General features: G+C 71.8%; 14 protein-coding genes. 5 read left to right on the forward strand and 9 right to left on the reverse strand.

The genetic code is table 11. The annotated features are described in order from the left end of the window. Window positions 1-18 precede the first annotated feature (18 nt). The 5 genes from ED92_RS11875 to ED92_RS11895 are packed head-to-tail and all read left to right on the forward strand — an operon-like array spanning window position 19 to window position 14086. Window positions 19-999, forward strand: coding sequence for an iron chelate uptake ABC transporter family permease subunit (locus ED92_RS11875; RefSeq protein WP_037339823.1), 981 nt, complete (start codon window positions 19-21; stop codon window positions 997-999). Next, on the forward strand, window positions 996-1772 hold the full coding sequence (locus ED92_RS11880) for an ABC transporter ATP-binding protein (protein ID WP_037336902.1): 777 nt from the start codon (window positions 996-998) through the stop codon (window positions 1770-1772). Before ED92_RS11875 ends, ED92_RS11880 begins: the two co-directional genes overlap by 4 nt. Then, window positions 1766-11671 carry a non-ribosomal peptide synthetase gene (locus ED92_RS11885; protein WP_037336905.1) on the forward strand — a complete coding sequence of 3302 codons (9906 nt, stop codon included), beginning with the start codon at window positions 1766-1768 and terminating at the stop codon, window positions 11669-11671. Before ED92_RS11880 ends, ED92_RS11885 begins: the two co-directional genes overlap by 7 nt. After that, on the forward strand, window positions 11668-13074 hold the full coding sequence (locus ED92_RS11890; RefSeq protein ID WP_037336908.1) for a DHA2 family efflux MFS transporter permease subunit: 1407 nt from the start codon (window positions 11668-11670) through the stop codon (window positions 13072-13074). Before ED92_RS11885 ends, ED92_RS11890 begins: the two co-directional genes overlap by 4 nt. After that, window positions 13061-14086 carry a 3-deoxy-7-phosphoheptulonate synthase gene (locus ED92_RS11895; RefSeq protein WP_037336910.1) on the forward strand — a complete coding sequence of 342 codons (1026 nt, stop codon included), beginning with the start codon at window positions 13061-13063 and terminating at the stop codon, window positions 14084-14086. Before ED92_RS11890 ends, ED92_RS11895 begins: the two co-directional genes overlap by 14 nt. 266 nt (window positions 14087-14352) lie before the next feature. Here the strand turns inward: ED92_RS11895 and ED92_RS11900 are convergent, their stop codons facing one another. The 9 genes from ED92_RS11900 to ED92_RS11940 form a co-directional block, all read right to left on the reverse strand. Continuing rightward, complete coding sequence (locus ED92_RS11900) at window positions 14353-14793, reverse strand: SRPBCC family protein (RefSeq protein WP_037336913.1); 441 nt, start codon at window positions 14791-14793, stop codon at window positions 14353-14355. A gap of 109 nt (window positions 14794-14902) precedes the next feature. Continuing rightward, window positions 14903-15526: a hypothetical protein gene (locus tag ED92_RS11905; protein WP_037336916.1), complete on the reverse strand. Its 624-nt coding sequence runs from the start codon at window positions 15524-15526 to the stop codon at window positions 14903-14905. 142 nt (window positions 15527-15668) lie between these two features. Continuing rightward, window positions 15669-16220: a hypothetical protein gene (locus ED92_RS11910; protein ID WP_037336919.1), complete on the reverse strand. Its 552-nt coding sequence runs from the start codon at window positions 16218-16220 to the stop codon at window positions 15669-15671. Between the two features lie 82 nt (window positions 16221-16302). Continuing rightward, window positions 16303-16959, reverse strand: coding sequence for a response regulator transcription factor (locus ED92_RS11915; protein ID WP_037336921.1), 657 nt, complete (start codon window positions 16957-16959; stop codon window positions 16303-16305). Then, window positions 16938-18008 (reverse strand): hypothetical protein, encoded by a 1071-nt coding sequence (locus ED92_RS11920; RefSeq protein ID WP_037336923.1) that lies wholly within the window; start codon window positions 18006-18008, stop codon window positions 16938-16940. Before ED92_RS11920 ends, ED92_RS11915 begins: the two co-directional genes overlap by 22 nt. Further along, complete coding sequence (locus ED92_RS11925) at window positions 18001-19104, reverse strand: sensor histidine kinase (RefSeq protein WP_037336925.1); 1104 nt, start codon at window positions 19102-19104, stop codon at window positions 18001-18003. The genes ED92_RS11920 and ED92_RS11925 overlap by 8 nt, the downstream gene beginning before the upstream one ends. 8 nt (window positions 19105-19112) lie before the next feature. Beyond that, window positions 19113-20141: a hypothetical protein gene (locus ED92_RS11930; RefSeq protein WP_037336927.1), complete on the reverse strand. Its 1029-nt coding sequence runs from the start codon at window positions 20139-20141 to the stop codon at window positions 19113-19115. Continuing rightward, complete coding sequence (locus tag ED92_RS11935) at window positions 20138-21037, reverse strand: hypothetical protein (protein ID WP_037336929.1); 900 nt, start codon at window positions 21035-21037, stop codon at window positions 20138-20140. Before ED92_RS11935 ends, ED92_RS11930 begins: the two co-directional genes overlap by 4 nt. Then, on the reverse strand, window positions 21034-21936 hold a 903-nt coding region (locus ED92_RS11940), incomplete at its 5' end, for an MFS transporter (RefSeq protein ID WP_037336932.1). The genes ED92_RS11935 and ED92_RS11940, both read right to left, overlap by 4 nt.

The following is a 21936-nucleotide window of genomic DNA, read 5'->3' on the forward strand; positions in this document are numbered from 1 at the left end:
GGGCGGTTCTCCGCCCGGATGGAACGCCGCACCCTCGTCTTCCTCGTGGCGATGCTGGTGGTCATCGCCGGCCTGACGCTGCTCGGGCTCTGCTACGGCGCGGCGTGGGCGAGCCCCGCCCGCGTGTTCGCCGCGCTCACCGGATCCGGTGGCGGACCGGGCGTGGTCATCCGCGAATGGCGGCTGCCCCGGGTACTGGCCGGGCTGGTGTTCGGTGCCGCGCTCGGCCTGGCGGGCGCGATCTTCCAGAACGTCACCCGCAACCCGCTCGGCAGCCCGGACGTGATCGGTCTCGACGCCGGTGCGTACACCGGCGCGCTGTTCGCGATCACCGTGCTCTCGGGGACGTCGACGCAGCTGACCATCGGCTCGGTGCTCGGCGGCGTGATCACGGCGGCCATCGTCTACGCGTTGTCGCTCGGTGGCGGGTTGTCCGGGCTGCGGCTGATCGTCATCGGGATCGCGATCAACGCGATGCTGACCGCGTTCAACTCGTGGATCGTGCTGCGCGCGGAACTCGAGATCGCGATCGCGGCCGTCGGCTGGAACGCCGGTTCCCTCAACGGGGTCGGCTGGGACGACGTCGCCATCCCGTTCGCGGTGCTCGCGGTGCTGTTCGTCGTGCTGTTCACCAGGGCGCCGGCGCTGCACCAGGCCGCGCTCGGCGGTGCGCTGGCGGTCACCACCGGGGTCCGCTGGGACCGGCTGCGGCTGGTCCTGGTGCTGATCGGGGTCGGCTGCACGGCCACGGTCACCGCCGTGGCGGGCCCGATCGCGTTCATCGCGCTGGCCGCACCGCAGATCGGACGTCGGCTGGCCCGCACGCCCGGTATCGCCCTGCTGCCCGCCGCCCTCACCGGCGCCGTGCTGCTCACCAGTGCCGACCTGGCCGCTCAGATGTTGCTCGCGCCGGAATCGCTGCCGGTCGGTGTGGTCAGCACCGTGATCGGCGGCGGCTACCTGATCTGGCTGCTCACCAAGGAGGTTCGGCGCACATGAGTGCCCGCTTGACCGCTCGGGACCTGACCCTGCGCTACGGCGACCGGGTCGTGTCGACCCGGCTGAGCCTCGACGTGCCCGACCGCGCGTTCACCGCCGTCGTCGGACCGAACGCGTGCGGCAAGTCGACCCTGCTGCGCGCGTTCGTCCGGTTGCTGCGCCCGTCGGACGGCGAGGTCCTTCTCGATGGCAAGGACGTGGGTTCCTTCCCCGGCAAGGGTTTGGCGCGAGAGCTTGGGTTCCTGCCGCAGGATCCGGTCGCGCCGGAGGACGTCCGCGTCCGCCAGCTGATCGCGCGTGGCCGGTTCCCGCACCAGTCGTTGTTCGCCACCTGGTCCGAAGAGGACGAACGCGCGGTGCTCGACGCGATGACCGCCGCCGGGGTGGCGGGACTGGCCGACCGGCCGGTGCAGGAGCTCTCCGGCGGGCAGCGTCAGCGCGTGTGGGTGGCGCTGGTGCTGGCGCAGAAGACGCCGTATCTGCTGCTCGACGAACCGACGTCCTTTTTGGACATCGCACACCAGTACCAGTTGCTGAGCCTGCTGGCGCGCCTGCGCGACGAGGGCCGCACGGTGATCGCCGTCCTGCACGACATCAACCAGGCCTGCCGGTACGCCGATCACCTCGTCGCCCTGCGGGACGGCCGGATCGTCGCCGAGGGCGCGCCGTCCGACATCGTGGACGCGGAGCTGATGAAGGAGGTCTTCGATCTCCCCAGCGTGGTTGTGCCCGACCCGGTGACCGGAACCCCGATGGTGGTGCCTTCATGCTGAACCTGACCGGTGCCCAGCTGGGGATCTGGACCGCGCAGCGCCTCGAACCCGACTCGCCCTATTACGTCGTCGGTGACGTCATCGAGATCGTCGGCGACAAGGCGGTCGACGTCGTCGCGCTGACCGAAGCGATCCGGGCGACCGCCGAAGAGGCGGACAGCCTGCGGCTGCGGGTGTTCGAGACGCCGGACGGTCCGCGCCAGGTCGTGTCGGAAGACGCCCTGCCGCTGCCGGAGGTCGTCGATCTGCGCGGTGAGGCCGATCCGGTCGCCGCCGCGCACGAGCGGGTGGACGCCGAACGCCGCCGCGTCGCCGAAGCCTGCCGCGGGATGGTGGACCGGCCCCTGTTCGCCCATCTCGTGCTGCGGCTGTCCGACTCGCACGTGTGGTTCACCCAGCTCGGGCACCACCTGGTGTTCGACGGCTACACCGCGGCGATGCTCGCCCGCCGGACGGCGGCCCGCTACACCGCTTCGGTGCAGGGCAAGGACATCCCGGCTTCGACGTTCGCCCGGTTCGCCGACCTCGTCGAGGCCGATCGCGCCTACCGCGAGAGCGAACGGTTCGCCCAGGATCGCGAGTACTGGCGCGAGCGGTTCACGCCGTTGCCGGATCTCGACGACGCCGGTAGCGCGTCCGGCCCGCCCGAGCACACTGTCACCGCCCGATCGGTCCTGCCCGCTTCCGACCTGGCCCGGCTTCGTGACCTGGGCAAACGCGCCGGGACGACGTGGGGCGACGCGCTGATCGCCTGCTATGCCGCGTTCCTGCACCGCGTGCTCGGCTGGACCGACGTCGTGTTCGCGATGCCGTTGATGTGCCGCGAAGGTGCGGCGCTGCGGACCCCGGCGATGGCGGTCAACGTGCTGCCACTGCGGGTCACGGTGCTCCCGGGGGACTCGGCGGCCGAGTTGACCGCGCGGGTGGCGGGCGCGCTGAAGGAAATGCGCGCGCATCAGCGGTATCGCGGGGAAGACCTGCCGCAGGATCTCGCGGTGCCCGGCGCCGGGGCGCTGCTGCACGGCCGCGGCATCAACCTCAAGGCGTTCGACCTGAAGCTCGACTTCGCGGGCTCGCACGGCACGATGCGCAACGTCGCGGGCGGGCCGCCGGAGGACATGGGGCTGTCGGTGCTGCCGACCTCGGACGGCGGGCTGCTGCTCGGGTTCGAGGTCGACGCGCGGACACACGACCAGGCCGCCGTCGATGCCAAGCTGACCGCGTTGCGCTGCCTGATCACCGCGCTGACCGAGCCGGACGGCCCGGCGGTCGCGGGTGCGGACCTGATCCCGGCGGGGGAGCGGGACACGGTGCTGGCGGCGTGGTCGACACCCGCACCGGAGAGCGAACTCCTTGACGTACCTGAACTTCTCGACCGGCTGGATCCCGAACACACCGCGCTGGTCTTCGGTGACGAAAGGCTGACCGCGGGCGAACTCGTCACGCGGGTCCACCGCCTCGCCCGGGCACTGCGGGCTCGCGGCGTCGGGGCGGACGACGTCGTCGCGCTGGCCCTGCCGCGGTCGGCGGATCTCGCCGTCGCCCTGCTGGCGGTGCTCGACGCCGGAGCCGCCTTCCTGCCGCTGGACCTGGCGCATCCCGTCGAACGCCTGCGGGAACTCGCCGCCGAAGCCGGAGCGGTGCTCACGGTGGCCCACGACCCGGGAATCGTGCCGGGGCCGCATCTCCTGCTCGGCGAAACCGATCTGTCCACTCTGGACTCTTCACCGCTGGGGATTCCGCGCCATCCGGAGCATCTCGCGTACGTCATCTTCACCTCCGGCTCGACCGGACGGCCCAAGGGCGTCCTCGGCCGGGTCGGCGGGCTGGCGACGCTGCTGCGCCACCACCGCGTGACCACGGTCGCCGAGACCGAACGTACCGCGGGCAGGCGGCTGCGCGTCGCGCACACCTACTCGTTCGCCTTCGACTCCGCGCTCGACCAGCTGATGTGGCTGCTGTTCGGGCACGAACTCCACGTCTACGGCACCGACGTCGCGCGGGACGCCGACGAACTGCTGTCCGCGTTCGCCCGCGACCGGATCGACGTCGTCGACACCACGCCCTCGATGGCGGCGCCGCTGGTCGACGCCGGACTGCTCGACGGCCCCGACGCGCCCGCGCTGCTCGTCCTCGGCGGCGAGGCGACTCCGCCCGCGCTGTGGCGGCGTGTCGCCGAGTCCGGTGTCCGCGCCCGCAACATGTACGGCCCGACCGAGGCCACTGTGGACGGTGCCGGATCCTGGCTGGACGACGGGGAACCGACCATCGGCACCGCGGTTCCGGGCACGGCGGTCCGGGTGCTCGACGCCGCGTTGCGGCCCGCGCCCGCCGGGACGCCGGGAGAGCTGTACCTGGCGGGACCGCACCTGGCGCGTGGCTATCTCGGACGTCCCGGCGCGACCGCCGAACGATTCGTCGCCGATCCGTTCGGCGCGCCCGGCGACCGGATGTACCGCACCGGGGACCTCGTCCGCTGGGTGCCCGGCCGGGGGCTGGAGTATCTGGGCCGCCGCGACGGCCAGGTGAAGGTGCGCGGTCACCGCGTCGAACTCGGTGAGGTCGAGGCCGCGCTGGCCGCCGTTCCGGGCGTGCGCGCGGCCGCCGCGGCGGTGCGCGGGCCCAGACTCGTCGGTTACGTCGTCGGCGAGGTCGTGCCGGACGAGGTCCGCGCGGAACTCGCCGGGCGGGTGCCGGAGCACCTCGTGCCCGCCGCGGTCGTCGTGCTCGACTCGCTTCCGTTGACCCCCAACGGGAAGATCGATCGTCCGGCGCTGCCCGCCCCGCGCGCGGCGGCCGGACGCGTCGCGGCCACCGACCGCGAACGGCTGCTGTGCGCCACCATCGCCGAGGTGATCGGTGTCGACGAGGTCGCCGTCGACGACGACTTCTTCGCGCTGGGCGGCGACAGCATCACCGCGATCAGCGTCAGCAGCAGGCTGCGCGCCCACGGTCTCGATCTGCGTCCGCGTGATCTGCTGGCCCGCCGCAGCTTCGAGGCGCTGGCGGCGGCGAGCGCGGAGATCGGCGCCCCGGCCGCGCCGCCGGACGAGCCGGTCGGCGTGGTGCCCGCGCCGCCGATCGTCCGGGCGCTGCTCGATCCGCATCCGGACGCCACGACGATCGCCGGCTACACCCAGTGGACCGCCGTTCGGCTCGACGAGGACCTTCCGCCCGGTCTCCTGACCGAAGGCGTGCAAACACTCCTGGACCACCACGACGTCCTCCGTCTGCATTTAGAGGACGAAATGCGGGTCCGGGAACGCGGGGCGGTGAAGGCGTCCGACGTGGTCATCGAGACGACCGGCGAACCGGCCGAGGTCGCGGTGCGACTCGCGGAGTCCCTGGACCTCCGGGCCGGGGTGCTCAAGGTCGCGTTGCTGCCGGATCACCTCGTCATCGTGCTGCACCATCTGGCGGTCGACGGGGTCTCATGGCGGATTCTGCTGCCGGATCTGCGTGCGGCCTGTGCCGGTGAACCGCTCGACCCGGTGGGGACGTCATGGCGGCGGCACGCGCTTCTCCTTGCCGAGCAAGGCACTTCCGGGGCCCGGCGGGGCGAACTCGACCATTGGCGTGGCGCGCTCGACGGTCCGCGTCTCGGCCACCGGCCGCTCGACCGCGGTGTCGACACGGTCGCGACCGCGCGGCGGTCGGTCACCCTCGCCACCCCGGAGCAGACCGAAGCGGTGCTCACCGCGCTGCCCGCGGCCTATCGCGCCGGGCCGGACGACGTCCTGCTCGCCACGCTCGTCCTCGCCCTGAGGTCGTGGCGCGGTGCCCCGGTCGAGGCCGAAACCGTGTCGCTCGAAGGACACGGCCGTGACCATGACCGCCTGGATCTTTCGCGCACCGTCGGCTGGTTCACCGCCGAGTATCCCGTGCGCGTTCCCGCCGGCGTGACGGCGGCCGGAGAGCTGCTGAAGGCCGCCAAAGAGGCCAAACGCGTGGTTCCCGACAACGGTGTCGGCTTCGGGGTCCTGCGGTACCTCGACCCGCTCACCCGGGACGAACTCGCCGCCGTCCCGCCGCCGGACGTCGTCCTGAACTACCTCGGCCGGTTCGCGGCCCTGCCCGGCACCGGCTGGCGGCTGCCGGAGGAAGACCCGTTCGCGGTCACCGAACCGGACGCCAAGTCGCTGGAACAGGTGCTGGCGCTGAACTGTTTCGTCCGTGAGGACGGCCGGCCGCAGCTCGCCGTCGAATGGACCGCGGCCGGTGCCGTCCTGTCCCAGGAAAGTGTTGCCGCGCTTCAAGAATCGTGGTCACTCGCCCTGGACGCGATGGCTGCGCACGCCGCCCGGGTCGGTCCGGACGGCGGTGGGCTCACGCCGTCCGATCTCCCGCTGGTCGGCCTCGACCAGGCCGACATCGACGCGCTCGAACGCCTCGGCCGCGTCGAGGACGTCCTGCCCGCGACCCCGCTGCAGACCGGGCTCTCGTTCCACACCCTGGCGCGCGGCACCGAAGACACCGACGTTTACGTGGTCCAGGCCGTCACCCTGCTCAGCGGCGCGCTCGACGCGGACCGCATGCGCGAGGCCGCGGCGGAAGTGCTGCGGCGGCATCCCGCGCTGCGCGTCCACCTGCACACCACCGACGCGGGCGAGGTCGTCCAAGTGGTGCCCGCCGACGTCACGCTGGACTGGCGATTCGCGCACGTCTCGCCGGACCGGGTCGACGCCGAATGCCGCACCGAACTCGCCCGTCCCTTCGACCCGGCGACCCCGCCGCTGATCCGGTTCCTGCTGCTGACGCTCGGCCCGGACGAGCACCGCCTGGTGCTCACGAATCACCACGCGCTGCTCGACGGCTGGTCGATGCCGCTGGTCGGCCGCACCCTGCTCGCCACCTACGCCGAACTCGGCGGCGGCCCGGCGGCCCCGGTCGCGCCCCCGCTTTCGGAGTACCACCGGGTGCTCGGCGAACGTGACCCGGACGCCGCGCTGGAAGCGTGGCGCGAAGCATTGTCCGGATTGGACGAAGGAACGCGGCTCGCTCCGGCGAGCGTCGAGTCCACTGTGGAGCGCCCGGAACGCGTCACCGTGGAACTGGGCGGCGAGTTCAGCGAGCGGCTGCGCGCCTTCGCCCGCGAACGCGGCATCACCCCGACGACGGTGTTCCAGACCGCCTGGGGAGTTCTGCTCGCCAGGCTGACCGGCCGTCGCGACGTGGTCTTCGGCTGCCCGGTCTCCGGCCGCCCGGCCGACGTCCCGGGCGTCGAGCGCATGATCGGTCAGCTGGGCAGCACGATCCCGGTGCGCGTGCGGTTCGACGCCGCCGACACCGCGGCCACCGTGCTGGAACGCGTGCAAACCGAAAGCGTCCGGCTCACCGATCACCATCACGCCGGGCTGCCGGACATCCAGCGCGCGGCCGGCGTCGGCGACCTGTTCGACACGATGCTGGTGATGGAGAACTTCCCGCTCTCCAGCCGCGCCCGCACCACGTTGGCGCCCGGTCTCGACCTCGTCGGCGTCGATATCACCGACGCGACGCATTACCCGCTCACGGTGATCGTGCTGCCCGGCGACGAGTTCACGATCGGCCTCGGGTACCAGCCGCAGGCGTTCAGTCGCGAAGAGGCCGAGTCCTACGGCCGCTGGCTGCGGGCGATGCTGCACGAGATCGTCGCCGAGCCGATGCGGCCGGTCTCCCGGCTGCGCGTGCTCGACGCCGACGAAGAACGCGTGATGCTGCGGCTCGGCGAAGGGCCGGAACCGAAGCGTGAACGCGGCGGCATGCTGGAGGAGTTCGGCCGCTGGGTCCGGGAGACGCCGGACGCCGAGGCCGTCGTGTGCCGCGACCGGAGCCTGACCTACGCCGAACTGGACCGTCGCGCCAACCGGCTCGCGAACACCTTGATCGACGCCGGAGTGAAACCGCAGGACCCGGTCGCGGTCCTGTTGCGCCGCGACGTCGACCTCGTGGTCGCACTGTTCGGCGTGATCAAGGCCGGTGCGGTGCACGTGCCGATGGACCCGGACTACCCGGCCGACCGGCTCGCCTACATGCTGGGCGACATCCGGCCCGCCGCCGTCGTGTCCACTTCGGACGTCGAAGGTCTTCCGGTGATCGACCCGGCCGAACTGTCCACTGAGGACTCGGATCCGGCCGTACCCTCGTGCGCGGACGCGATCGCCTACGTCATCTACACCTCGGGCACCACCGGCAAACCCAAGGGTGTGGCGGTGCCGCATCGCGGCGTGCCGAGCCTGATCGCGTTGCAGGAGGACATCGTCGGGATCGGGACCGCCGAGCGGTATCTGCATTTCGCCTCGACGAGTTTCGACGTCGCGTTCTGGCAGTTCATGCTGCCGTTGCTGTCCGGCGGCACGTCGGTGATCGCGCCGGAGGAGGTGCGGGTCTCCGGCGACGACCTCCTGGCGTACGCCGCCGAACACCGCGTCACCGGGCTCAACCTGCTGCCGTCGTTCCTGTCCGCGATGCCCGACGACGCGACCGTCGACCCGGACGTGTTCTTCGTCGTCGGCGCCGAACGGCTCGACCCGGAACTGGCGCGGCGCTGGGGAAACCGGCGGGCGCTGTTCAACGCCTACGGGCCGACCGAGGTCACCATCAACTCGGTCACCTGGCACTACGACCCGGCTGACCCCGGCCCGCTGCCGATCGGCCGCCCGGACCCGGAGGTCCGCGCGTACGTGCTGGACGGTGGTCTGCTCCCGGTCGGCACGAACGTCACCGGCGAGTTGTACCTGGCGGGGCCGAAGCTCGCGCAGGGTTACGTCGGCCGGGCGGCGCTGACCGCGGAACGGTTCGTCGCCGACCCGTTCGGGCCGCCGGGGGAGCGGATGTACCGCACCGGCGACCTGGTCCGCTGGCGTCCGGACGGGCAGATCGTCTTCCTCGGCCGCGCCGACCACCAGGTCAAACTGCGCGGGTTCCGGATCGAACTCGGCGAGATCGAGACCGCGCTGACCGCGCACGACGACGTACGCGCCGCCGCGGTGATCGTCCGCGAGGACCGGCTGGTCGCCTACGTCGTCCCCGTGGACGGAGCCGAACCCGAGCCCGCCGCACTGCGCGAATACCTCGCCGCTGAGCTGCCCGCGTACATGGTGCCGACCGCGTTCGTACCGCTGGACCGGCTCCCGCTCGGCCCGAGCGGCAAACTGGACCGGGCCGCGCTGCCCGCGCCGGAAGCCCTCTCCGACGGCGGCCGGGAACCCGCGACCCCGGCGGAAGCCGTGCTGCTGCGGGTGGTCCGCGAACTGCTCGGCTCCGACGTCGGCCTCGATGATGGGTTCCTCGACGCGGGCGGCGACAGCATCGCCTCGCTGCGGGTGGTCTCCCGCGCCCGCCGTGAAGGGCTGCACCTGACCGCGCGCGACGTCCTCGAAGGCGGCACGGTCGCCGGGATCGCCGCACGCTGCGGAGAACCCGAACGGGCCGAGGAAGCCCCCGCGGTCGGTGACGCCCCGCTCACGCCGATCATGCGGGATCTGCTGCGGCGCGCGGGAAAGGCGGCCGACGGGTTCTGCCAGTGGGTCGAGATCTGCGTGCCTTCGGCGGACGACGTCCCTCGCTGGACCGCGGTGCTCGACGCCGTTCTCGCTCGCCACGACGTCCTGCGCGCGCATCTGGTCGAGGACGCGCTGCGCGTCCCGGACGTCGGTGCCGTGACCGGTGCCGACGTGCTCACCGCCGTCCGCGTCTCCGGTGATCCTCGCGCTGCGCTGGACGCCCAGGTCGAGCAGATCGTCGCGCGGATGGACCCGCGCACGGGACCTCTGGTGCGCGCGGTGCTGGCGGACGCCGGGGACCGGCCCGGGCGCTTGCTGCTGGTGGCGCATCACCTGGTCGCCGACGCGGTGACCTGGCGTGTCCTGCTCGACGACGTCGAACAGGCGTTTCACGGCAACACCCTGCACCGGCGCGGCCAGTCGTTCCTGGGCTGGGCGCGGTCGCTGCGCGCGGCCGCTCCGCATCGAGAGGACGAAATGCGGCATTGGCAGGGGGTCGCCGCCGCGCCGGTGTGCACACTCGGCCGGACCAGGCTCGACCCGGTGCGCGACACCGTGGCGACCGCGCGGCACCACCGGATCGACGTCGGCGAGGGCACGACCCACGCCGTGCTCACCGTGCTGCCGACGGCCTACCGCACCGGACCGGACACCGTGCTGCTGACCGCGCTCGCCCGGGCCGTCGCCGCCTGGCGGGGGACCGGCGCCGATCTGCTCGTCGCCGTCGAAAGCCACGGACGTCCGGGACACACCCCGGATTTCGCGGGCACGGTCGACCTGGCGCAGACCGCCGGCTGGTTCACCGCCGTGCATCCGGCGCGGATCGCACCGCCGTCCGGACCGGTGCCGGAGGCGCTGCGCGCGGTGCGTGATCACCTGCGCGCGGCGGGGGACGGGCTCGGCCACGGGATTCTCGAGGTCGACGGCCCGCGGCCGGAGGTGGCCTGGAACTACCTCGGCCGCTTCCCCGCGCCGCCGAGCGAGGAGACCCTGTGGCAGCGCCCGCCGGACGCGGATCCGCTCGGTTCGGGTGGCGGCGCGGAGATGCCGCTGCCGTACGCACTGACGGTGAACGCGATGGTCCCCGACGGCGGCACGCTCGGCGTCCGCTTCACCTGGCCGTCCGCGCTGTTCACCGAAGACGAGATCGTCGTGCTGGGCGAGCATTTCCGGCGTGAGCTGGACGCTCTCGCCGCCGACGTCCCGGGGCCCGGCGAGATCATGCCGCTGACCCCGTTGCAGGAGGTGATCCTGCGCGAATCCCGCGCGGCGGACGAGGATCCGTATCGGGTGCAGGCGGCGTTCACGCTGTCCGGCGACCTGGACGTCGAGGCGCTGCGATCGGCGGCGGACGCGCTGGTGCGACGGCAGTCGAACCTGGGCGCGGTGTTCCCGCCGTCGCACGAGGTCCAGGTGATCCCCGCCGAACCACGGGCCGGTTTCCGCGTGCGCGACGTGTCCGAAGTGGACGCGGCGTTGGACGAGGAACTGGCGGAACCGTTCGACTTGGCACACGGTCCGTTGTGGCGGGTCACCGTTCTGAGGCACGGCAGTCACACGCTCGTGCTGACCAGTCACCATCTGCTGTCCGACGGCTGGTCCGCGCCGCGCATCCTCGGCGAACTGTTCGCGCTGTACGCGGGGAAGCCGTTGCCGGAGCCGGTGCCGCCGTCGCGGTACACGCGCCTGCTCGCCGCGGCCGATCACTCGGCCGACGTCCGGGCCTGGCGTAAGGAGCTCGACGGTCTGCCGGAAGGCGATCATTTGCCGCATACCGGTGGTTCAGCCGATCCCGCTCTGTTCACTGTGGACGGTCAGGTGGTCGCGGAACTGACCAAGCTGGGCGCGGAACGAGGGCTCACCGTCAACACCCTGCTGCAGGGTGCGTGGGCGGCCGTGCTCGCGACCCACGCCGGACGCCCCGACGTCAGCTTCGGGGTGATGACCTCGAATCGGACGTCCGATGTGGATGGTGTCGAGGACATCATCGGCCTGCTTGCGAACAGTGTCCCGGTCCGGGCCCGGTTCACCGGAACCGTCGCCGAGGCACTCGCCGATCTGCAGGCACGGCAGCAGGCGATGGCCGCACACCACCGGATGGGCCTGCCGGAACTCGCGTCGCTGGCCGGGCGCGAGCGGCTGTTCGACAGCCTGCTCGTCTTCGAGAACTACCCGGTGGACCCGGCGAAGCTGCGCGAACCCGCGCCCGGCCTGACCGTCACCGGGACGAGGTTCCGCGAACGCACGCATCACCTGGTGAGCGTCACGGTCGTTCCCGGCGAGCAGGGCTGGGAGGGCGTTCTGTACGCGAAGGAGGCCGACGCCCGGTCGCTCGCCGATGACCTGGTCGGCTATCTCCGGAAGCTGCCGTCCTGGCTCGACGGCGACGCCGCGGACTACGTGGGGGAGCGGTGACCGCGCGCCCGATCGACGCCGCACTGTGGCGCACGGCGGCCGTGCTGGTGCTCGGCACCTTCATGGCCACTTTGGACAGTACGATCGTCTCGGTCGGCGTCGACACCCTGGCCGATGAGTTCGGTGCGCCGGTCACCGGTGTCCAGTGGGTGACGACGGCGTATCTGCTGGCCGTGGTCACCGCCGTGCCGGCGTCCGGCTGGCTCGCCGACCGGTTCGGCGGCCGTCGCGTCTGGCTCACCGCCGTCGTCGTGTTCCTGCTGGCGTCCCTGCTGTGCGCGCTGGCGACGACACTGCCCGCGCTCGTCGCGTTCCGTGTCCTGCAAGGACTCGCGGGCGGACTGCTCCCGCCGACCGGCCAGGCGCTGCTGGCGCGGGCCGCCGGACGGGACCGCATCGGCCGTGTGATCGCCGTCGTCGGCCTCGTACCGCTCTTGTCGCCGGTGCTCGGCCCGCTGGCGAGCGGCACGATCCTCGCGGTCGCCGACTGGCCCTGGCTGTTCTACGTCAACCTCCCGATCGGCGTGGTCGCGGTATTCCTGGCCCGGCGCTGGGTTCCCGAGAGCGAACCCGGGGGCAAGGGCGAGCGTTTCGACTTCCGGGGCGCGCTGCTGCTCTCGCCGGGGCTGGCCGTCCTGGTCTTCGGGCTCACCTGGTTCGACCAGGGGACACCGGTGGTCGCCGGGATCGCCGTCGTGCTCGGCGTCGTGATGCTGGCGGCGTTCGTGAGGCACGGTCTGCGGGCCGAAGCGCCTCTGCTGGATCCGCGGTTGTTCACCAAGCCGCCGTTCGGGGTGGCCGCGCTGGCGCTGGTGCTGCTCGGCGCGTCGGTGTTCGGCACGATGTTCCTGCTCCCGCTCTATCTCCAGCGCGGTCCCGGACTGTCCACTTGGGACACCGGCCTGCTGCTGGTGCCCCAGGGCATCGGCGCGGCGGCCGGTTCGCTACTGGTGAACCGGCTCGTCGACCGGATCGCGCCGCGCACCCTGGTGCTCGGCGGGATCGGGCTGGTCGCCCTCGGCACCGCCCCGTTCACCCAGCTCGGCCTGGGTCTCCCGGACTGGGTGATCGTGGTTTCCCTGCTGCTGCGTGGTTTCGGCGCGGCGCTGATCGGCGCGCCGGTGATGACGATCGTCTACCGCCGGGTCGAACCCGCCCGGCTGCCCCGCGCGGCCGGAGCACTGAATCTGCTCAACACGCTCGGCGGCTCGATCGGCACCGCGGTGCTGGCCGTGGTGCTGCAGGCCCGGCTCGCCGCGCGCGGCGCGGATGTCGCCGCCGCCTTCGCCGACGCGTTCTGGTGTGTTCTCGGCCTCGCCGTCGTGGCGGTGGCCGGTGCGACGCGGCTGCCCCGGGCCGGGGAAGCCGCCCCCGACAAGGAGAAAGGTCATGCGGATGCTTGACCAGCTGCCCAGCCCGGCCGAGGTGGCCACGAGCGGCGTCGTGCCGGACGAGATCATCCGGCACCGTGAAACCGTCGCCGACGTCCTCGCGCGGCGTGACTCGCGGCTGCTCGTCGTCGTGGGCCCGTGTTCGGTGCACGACACCGACGGCGCGCTCGAGTACGCGCACCGGCTCGCGGAGGCGTCGCGCCGGTTCGCCGACGACCTCGTCGTGGTCCTGCGCGCCTACCTGGAGAAACCGCGGACGATCGCGGGCTGGACCGGCCTGGTGCCTGACCCCACTCTCGACGGCAAAGGCGATCTCGCGTCCGGGGTCCGGATCGGACGGCGGTTCCTGGACGACGCCGCCGCGACCGGGCTGCCGCTGGCGTACGAGTTCGTCGATCCGTTCCTGGCGCCGTACTTCGCGGACACCATCAGCTGGGGCGCGATCGGCGCGCGGACCGTCGCCAGCCAGCCGCACCGGCAGCTGGCGTCGTGGCTGCCGATGCCGGTGGGCATGAAGAACTGCGTGTCCGGGCGGCTGGACACCGCCGTGGCCGCCGTCCGGTCGGCCGCGCTGCCCCACGTCTTCCCGGGCGCCGCCGCCGACGGCCGCCCACGGATCCAGCGCAGCGCCGGAAACCCCGACGCGCACCTCGTCCTGCGCGGCGGCCCGAAACCCAATCACCACGCGCACGCGGTCGCGGACGCCCTCGACGCGCTGACCGCAGCCGGCCTGCCGCACCGGCTCGTCGTCGACGCCTCGCACGGCAACAGCGGCAAGGACCACAACCGGCAGCCCGTCGTCGTCGCCGATCTGGCGGACCAGATCTCGGCGGGCAACGACGCCCTGGCCGGCGTGATGATCGAGTCGTACCTCTCCGACGGCAGGCAGGACGTCGGCTCCGCCCGGCCCCGGCCCGACCTGAGCATCACGGACGCCTGCCTGGGCTGGGAACGCACGGTTCCGCTTCTGGAGTCCCTCGCCTGCGCGAACGCGGTGCGACGCCTGAGCGGCCCACGGAAATGATCACCTCGCGAGTCGAAGGGCCGTGAAGGCCTCCTTCCCTACCTTGAGGGTAGGCAAGGAGGCCTTCACGGACCGCTCGATCGCCATCGCGGCTCAGCCGAGGAAACTCGACTTTCACACCTTCCCAAGTACGTGAAGGCCCCCTTCACTGCGCTAGACGCAGTGAAGGGGGCCTTCACGTACTTCAGGGGCAAGAAGAAAGGGAGCGGTGGCCTGGCGGTGAACGCCTCGTGAGTGTTGAGGACGGTTCTAACCGTCCTCAACACTCACGAGGCTGGAAGCGCTTCGAGGGTCGCCTTCATCGCCGGGACCAGGTCGTCGCCCATCTTCTCGAACTGCCGTTTGAGAAAGGGGTCCGCGAGTTTCGCCAGGCCGTGGAACTCGATGGTGGCGTGGTAGCTGACGGTCGTCGTGCCGTCCGCTTCGGAGATCGTCAGGTCGTCGGTGGACGTCGCGGTCTTGTTGCTGCCGACGAAGACGATCCGGTCCGGCTCCAGCCGGTCGAGCCGGTAGGTCAGCTCGGTCTTCTTGCCGCGGAACTCGGACACGTTGTGCCATTGCGAGCCGACGGCGATCGGGCCGGTGTCGGCGCGGGTGCAGGACACGGTGCCGGGATCCCACGACTCGGCGTGCGCGAAGTCCCGCAGATAGCCGACGACGGTCTGGGCGGGGGTGCGGACGGTGATCGTCCGGTGCACGTGGACCATCACGACAACGCTACGCAGGAGAACCGGCTCCCGCAGCCTCAGCGAAACGCGTGAAGGCCCCCTTCCCTCGGCTCAGTCGAGGGAAGGGGGCCTTCACGCGCGTCGCGGGCTACTTCTTCCAGATGATCGGGTCGTCCTTGTACCCGTCGCCGTCGTTGAATTCGGCACCGCCGACCTCGCCGCCGTCCCTGATGGCCTGGAGCTCACAGGTCTCGTAGGTCGCGCCGACGGTCTTGAAGTCCTTCTTCGCCGACTCGGACTGGCAGGCGGTGGTCTCGCCGGTGATGATCACGCCGGTGCTCTTGTTGTCCGGACCGACCGCGCGCATCCGCACCGTGCTGTAGGTGAGGTCCGTACCGCCGACGTTCTCCACCGTCATCCGGATGTACACCGGCGTCATGCCCTTGGCCTTCTCGCCGTAGGAGGCGAGGTCTTCCTTCGGGCCGAGTTCGATCGCCTTGACGGTGATCGCGATCGTGCCGCTCTTGTCGTTGCCGTACTTGAACGGGACGACGGCGCGTTCGCCGACCTTGAGCGCCGTGCCGGGGGCGGTGGCGTCCGCGTTCGAGACCGGGACGGTGCCGCTGGTCGCGGGCGAGGACGCGGGTGCCGACGTCGGCGCGGGCGACGGGGCGGGGGCCGGGCTGGCGCCCTTTTCCTCACCGCCACAGGCGGAAAGCAGCAGCGCGGCGGCGCAGCCGGCGGCGGACAGAGCGATACGGTCGAACTTCATGGATCTCCTCGGACTCCCCGCCGAACCCTGCTCCGGCGTTCTCGCCACGCACCGTAGTTGATGACGGAGTACATCGGTGTGGTCCATTCGCACCAGAGCAGGTCACGAATCGGTTACGCTTATCGGCCTAATGGGTGTGCTTTCACTTCTTCCAGGTGATGGGGTCGTCCTGGTAGTCGCCTTCCCGGAAGATCACGCCGCCGACCTCGCCGCCGACCTCGCCGCCGTCCTTGACGCCTTCGGTCTTGCAGGTCTCGTAGGTCGCGCCGGCGGTGGTGAAGGCCTCGGGTGCCTCCTCGCCTTTGCAGGCCGCGGTGCTGTTGGCCAGGATCACCTTGGTGCTCTTGCCGCTCGGGTCCACCGCGCGCACCGATACCGACGTGCCGGAGAGGTCCGTGCCGCCGACGTTCTCGATCACCATCCGGACGTAGACCGGGAGCATGCCTTCGCCCTTGTTCTTGAACTCGGCGAGGTCTTCCTTCGGGCCGAGGTCGACCGACTTCACGGTGATCGCGATCGTGCCGGACTTGTCCGCGTCCTTGAACGGGACGACGGCGCGTTCGCCGACCTTCAGCGTGCTGCCGGGCGCCAGGGTGCCGTCGGCCCGGACGGTCTTGTCGCCCTTCTCTTCCCCGCCGCAGGCGGAAAGCAGGAGTGCCGCGGCGCAGCAGGTGGCGATCAGGGCGGACTTCATGGATCTCCTCGGACTCGTGGCTCGTCACGCAACGTAGTCGCTGGAGGAGGGGGTGCGAGTGGTCCGTTCGCACCACAACCGGTCACAAATCGCTTACGCCGATCAGCCCGTCTTGGATCGCCCGCGCGACGAGTGCGGCCTTCGTCGGGGCCTCCCTGCCCATCTGGGCGTACTTGACCCGGATCCGCTCGAGATGCGAGTTGACCGTGTTCGGCGAGATCCCCAGCCGGTGCGCCACGAAGTCCTTCGACTCGGACTGGAACCACTCGATGAGCACCTCGGTCTCGCGCGCGGAGAGGGCGGGGCGCCGTTCGGAGCGGTCCCCGGCCATCGCGCCCGCCATCGACGGCGGCGTGTACGACCGGTCGGCCGCTGCGGTGCGCACGGCTTCGAGGAGATGTTCCGCGCCCTCGGCCTTGGTGAGGTAGCTGAGCGCGCCGAGCTCGAGGCACTGCAGCACGGTCTCGTCGTCGGCCCGCATCGAGTAGACGACGACGCGACGGCCCGCTTCGGTCAGCCGCCGCAGATCACCCATCACCGGGGTGGTGCTGTTGAGGTGCAGGTCGAGGATGACGACGTCGGCCTGTGCGCCCTCGCCGATCCACGCGGCCCGCACGTCCTCGCCTTCGGCCACGACGGTCACCGGCGGGGTGCCGCAGGACAGCCAGTGCACGACCCCGGCCCGTACGGCCGGATGATCGTCGACGACCACCGCGGTCAGTTCGGTCGCGAACGCCATTTCGCCTCCATCCACGATCGTTCTCCCAGTGCGTGCCATTCGACGTCGACGGCGCCCGATCCGTTCTCCGTCACCCCTGGTTCACCGTCCGTGATCGCCGCGACACGGATCTCGTCGTCGGCGCGCAGGACGCTGACCCTGGCGTGAGACCGGGCCGCGACCAGCGCGGTCATCAGCGGACCGGTCAGTTCGCGGCGGACGGCGGTCGGGACCGGGGCCGGTTCGCCGCTGACCGCCAGCGTCACCGTCAGTCCCCGCCGCTCGGCGAGATCGACGCAGGCCGAGACCTCGTGCAGCAGCGGGTCGGGGACGTCGTCGTTCTCCGCGAACAACCGCCGCAATTGCGTGGCCGCGAGCGCGCACCGCCGCCGGACGTCGTCGTCACGCGGGTCGAGGGTGCGGTCGGCCAGCCCGGCCAGCAGCGGCAGGGTGGCCCCGAGCTGTCCGGCGAACCGGTTCCGCTGGTCGGCCTCCCGCTCCTCGGCGAGCGCCTTGCGGTGGGCCTGGCGGTCCCGTTCGGCGGAGGCCTCCGCGGCCTCACCCGCCCGCCGGTTGACCACCCTGATCAGCGCCAGCGTCGCGGCCTGGAAGGTGAGCACGCTGAGCGCGACGATCACCACGCTGCCGATCTCGCCGCGATCGGTGAGCTCCACGCCGAACTGCCGGACGACGGCGAGCGTCATCTGGAGGACGAGCGCGGCCATCGCGATCGCGGGACGGTCCATCAGCAGCACCAGCAGATGCCAGCCCGCGAGACCGGATGCCCAGTTCTCGTCGCCGAAAAGCCGCTCCGGGGGCAGCGTCCAGACCGCGACCGTCGACGCGGCGAGCACCACCACCGCCCCCGTGAACGCGACCGGCCAGGGGACCGGCTTCCAGCGCAGCACCCACCACGCCGCCACGACGAGCACACCGGCGAGCGCCGCGTAGGCGATCCGGCCGGGGGTGTCGGTCAGCCGGGCCAGGCTCAGCCCGACCTGGATCGCCGCCGTCGCGAGCAGGACCGCGATCCGGCAGCCGCCGAGGACGCGGTCGGCGGTCTCATTCATGCGGCCACACCAGTTCCACCGTGGTCCCCGCTCCGGGCGCGGAGGTCACCTCGGCCCGGCCGCCCGCCGCGGCCATGCGTTCGACGAGCGATGCACGGACACCTCGCCGCTGCGCCGGGGTCTTCGCCGGATCGAAACCGCGGCCTTCGTCCCGGACGGTCACGCGCACGCCGTCTTCGACCGTGAGCCTCGCCTCGCCGACACCCGCGTGCCGGTCGACGTTCACCAGCGCCTCGCGTACGGCGCGGACCAGCGCGAGCGCCGCCGACGCCGGGATCGGCGCGACCGGCGACCAGTGCGTCTCGACCTTCACCGGGCTTTGCGCGAGCACGCCGCGCAACGACGTTTCGAGGTCGACCACGCTGCCGGGGCCGGATTCGCCGGTGAGGATCGCCAGATCGCGGCGGGCGTAGCCGGCGACCTCGGCCGGGTCCGTCGTTTCCCCGCGCTGGGCGACGGTGAGAAAGGTGGCCGCGGCCGTGTCGTGCAGCACGGCCAGATACTCACGTTCCCGCAGACGTCGTTCCACGGCAAGGGATTCCTCGCGCGTCAGCCGGGCCCGGCGCTCGCGGAGGTGGTCGATCCGGCGCGTGGTCCGCGACAGCAGGAGGAAGGCGCCGCGGGCGAGGGTGGCTTCGATGAGCACTCGCAGGACCACCGAGAAGCCGTCCTCGAAGCCGAGCGGCACCACTTCGATCGCCAGCAGGCAGGCGATGGCGGGCACGGTGATCTTCGGCGGCCATTCCCATTGGAGGGTGATGGCGGTGAGGGTGAGCACGTTGAGCGCCCACTGGTTCAGCTCGCCCGCTTCGGGCGCGGTCAGGAACTGGGTGCCGCAGATCGCCCCGGCGCGTACCAAGGTCAGCGCGAACGCCAGCGGCCTGCCCCGGCCCGTCTTCCCCACGACGTACTCGGCCACGGCGGTGACCAAGGCCAGCGCGAGCAGACCGAAGGCGAGCGGGAGCGCGCCCGACGGCGTGGCGAGCACGCCGAAAACGCTGATCACGAGCAGTCCGGCGCCCCTGGCCGGACCGGCGAACCGGCCGACCACCCGTGAGAACTCCGCTTCGACGGAGGTCTCACGATCGGACGGCACGGCAGCAGTCAAACAGATGCCTCGAGCGTGCGCAGGTCCAGTACCCGCCAGGTGAGCGCCTCGTTCCCGCCCACCGACCACCACACGTACGGCCCCCGCGCCAGCACGGTGCCGAACTCCGCCGCCAGGTCGGCCATCCGGCCCGTGGCGGTGTCGTAGAGGGCGAGCACACCGCGGTCGTCATCGACCACGATCGCGTACCGGTCGAGCACGACGACGTCGCCGAACGCGGGCCGGATCCCCTTCCCGCCGACCCGTCTCCGGTCGGAGCCGTCGGGTTTCATCAGGTCGAACCGCGCCGTCCCGCTCTGGCGCAGGACCTGGACCCGGCACCAGGACGGCGTGCAGTCGACCAGTTCGACGTTCTGCCCGCCGACCCGCGAGACCCGGCCGTCGCGCAGGTCCACCAGCTCCGACGGTCCCGCCTGCTCGACGGCGGCCGACGTCGCGAACGGCCAGGCGGTGAGCGCGAAGTCGCCGGGAAGCGGGGTCGTGGTCACCGGGCCGCCGGACAACGCGACCGTCCGCACCTCGGTGGCGTCGCCCCGCACGGCGGCCCAGGACGCTCGGCCTTCGTGCACGACGAGGTCGTACTGGGAGTCCAGGAGGACGACCCGCCCGGTGTCGGCGGTGACCAGCACGGGGCTTTCCCCGCGTGGCCCGGAACGCCACAACGCGCCCGTCCCGGTGATGTCGGACAGTTCCAGCCACACCAGCGAGTCCGGCGAAGTGGCGAGAACGAAGCGGGGCGAGCCCGCCAACGGGACTTCGCGGAGGACCCGTTCTCCCAGTGTCAGCTTGAGCGAATCGCTCGCCCGGGTGATACCGGCGGAGGTCCCGGAATCCAGGTACGCCAAGGGTGTGTAAGGCGAACCGGTGACGGTGTTCGCTGCGATCCGCGCGCCCGGCCAGACATCGGTGACCGACGCGGAGACCGGAGCCTTGACCGCCGGGACCGGCGCGGGCAGGACCACGACCACGACGGCGGCGACCGCCGCCAGCGCCAGGCCGATCGGGGTGCAGTCACGGAGGATCACCGCACCACCGCGGGGGAGGAGGCGTTCGCGCGGAGGAGAGTGGGCGCGCCGGTGCCGTCGGCGGGGACGGAGTAGATCGCCTTGTCCCGGCCGTAGGCGACGGTCCGGTCGTCCAGCCACTGCGCCTGGTCGTCCAGATGCGCCGGATCGGCGAGCGGGACGTCACGGCCGTCGGCGAGGGACAGCACGTGCAGCCGCCAGCGGTCGCCGTCACGGAACTTGTAGGCGACGCGCGTGCCGTCCGGTGAAAGGGAGGGGCATTCGACGTTCTGCCGCACCGTGGTCAGCGTGCGGCCGCGGAGGTCGCCTCGGACCAGCCAGGTGCCGCCCGCGGACCGGGCGGTGGCGTAGAAGGTCAGATCGTCGCGGGCGAAGGTCACGCCCCAGTAGTTCAGATCCTTGGCGGGGTAAGGCTTTCCGTCGACGGTAAGCGCGAAGTCCTCCAGTGAGCCGTAATGATTCCCGGTGTCGAGGTCGTAAATCCCGGCGGTGGTGGAGAACGTGCCCACCCCGCCCAGATACGAGTCCCCGGCGCGGAACACCGTCCAGCCCACCAGCCGCCCGGACGGCGACACCCTGACCCGCGACGGCGTTCCCCATTCGGAGATCTGCCGAGGCTCCGCACCCGGTTTCGTGACGACCAGTTCGGCTTGGTCGGGCACCGCGGTTGCGCGCAGGCACGCCAGGGTGCCCGCGGCGACGTCCACCCGCTGACAGGGCGGGCCGACGCGCTCGTCCTGCCGGACGCGGCCCGACTCGTCGACGTACAGCAGCCCGCCGTGCGCGAGGTCCAGCCGCTGTTCCGCCACCGCGTCGCCGGTGCGCAACCCGACGAACACCGCCCCGGCCACCACCGTGACCACGAGCGCCGCGACGCCCGCCCAGATCCGCCTCATGCCATCCTCGATCCGGCCAGTACCGACACCAGCAGCGCCACGGCGAACACCGCGAACGCGGGCCCCAGCGCCGTTCCTGCCGCGAGCACGCCGAACAGCACCGCGCCGGCGGCCCTGGCCAGCGCCTGTCCGGTTTGGACGAACGCGAGACCGGTAGCCCGCAACGACTCCGGCACGTGCGGCGCCGCGTGTGCCATCAGCACGCCGTCCGTGCACGCGTAGAACACGCCGTGTGCCGCCAGGACGACCACCGCGACGAGCCATCCGGTCGCCGAAGCGGCCAGGACGACATAAGCGGCGAGCAACACGACGTGCCCGGCCAGGAACACCTTCCACCGGCCGAGCCGGTCCGCGAGCCGTCCGATCGGCGACGCCAGCGCCATGAACGTCAGCGCCGTCGCCAGCGGCAGCAGGGGCAGTGCCCCGGGCGGCAGCCCCGCGGACCGCTGCACGCCGACGAACAGGAACATGTCGCCGACCGTGCACACACCGAGAAGCGCCGCGGCCAGACAGGTTCCGCGGAGTCCCGGCCCGCGCAGCAGGGCGAATCCGGCGCGCAACCGGACCCGCGACCGCTCGACGGCCCCGGCGGGGGCACGGACGAACACCGCCAGCACGATCACCGCGATCACGGCGAAGCAGAAGCTCACCCCGAACACCGCCGGGTAGTCGCCGGCGAGCACGGTCAGCAGGCCGAAGGCGGCGAGCGGTCCGAGCAGCGCGCCGGCGGTGTCCATGGCGCGATGGACACCGAACGCGCGACCCAGGCCGTCGGCCGGGGTGGCGAGGGTGATCATCGCGTCCCGCGGCGCGGTGCGGATGCCCTTGCCCGCCCGGTCCGCGCCGATCACCAGGCCGATCGCGCCGAGCGACGACCCGGCGGCTGGGAAGGCGAGTTT

This window comes from Amycolatopsis sp. MJM2582 (assembly GCF_000754115.1).
GTDB classification, from domain to species: Bacteria; Actinomycetota; Actinomycetes; order Mycobacteriales; family Pseudonocardiaceae; genus Amycolatopsis; species Amycolatopsis japonica.

Bases quoted from the DNA above. Each gene is read 5' to 3' on its own strand.
- ED92_RS11915 (WP_037336921.1), bottom strand. From the start codon at position 16,959: ATGGCGTTCGCGACCGAACTGACCGCGGTGGTCGTCGACGATCATCCG.
- ED92_RS11885 (WP_037336905.1), top strand. From the start codon at position 1,766: ATGCTGAACCTGACCGGTGCCCAGCTGGGGATCTGGACCGCGCAGCGC.
- ED92_RS11875 (WP_037339823.1), top strand. From the start codon at position 19: ATGGAACGCCGCACCCTCGTCTTCCTCGTGGCGATGCTGGTGGTCATC.
- ED92_RS11905 (WP_037336916.1), bottom strand. From the start codon at position 15,526: ATGAAGTTCGACCGTATCGCTCTGTCCGCCGCCGGCTGCGCCGCCGCG.
- ED92_RS11900 (WP_037336913.1), bottom strand. From the start codon at position 14,793: ATGGTCCACGTGCACCGGACGATCACCGTCCGCACCCCCGCCCAGACC.
- ED92_RS11910 (WP_037336919.1), bottom strand. From the start codon at position 16,220: ATGAAGTCCGCCCTGATCGCCACCTGCTGCGCCGCGGCACTCCTGCTT.
- ED92_RS11920 (WP_037336923.1), bottom strand. From the start codon at position 18,008: ATGAATGAGACCGCCGACCGCGTCCTCGGCGGCTGCCGGATCGCGGTC.
- ED92_RS11880 (WP_037336902.1), top strand. From the start codon at position 996: ATGAGTGCCCGCTTGACCGCTCGGGACCTGACCCTGCGCTACGGCGAC.
- ED92_RS11895 (WP_037336910.1), top strand. From the start codon at position 13,061: ATGCGGATGCTTGACCAGCTGCCCAGCCCGGCCGAGGTGGCCACGAGC.
- ED92_RS11935 (WP_037336929.1), bottom strand. From the start codon at position 21,037: ATGAGGCGGATCTGGGCGGGCGTCGCGGCGCTCGTGGTCACGGTGGTG.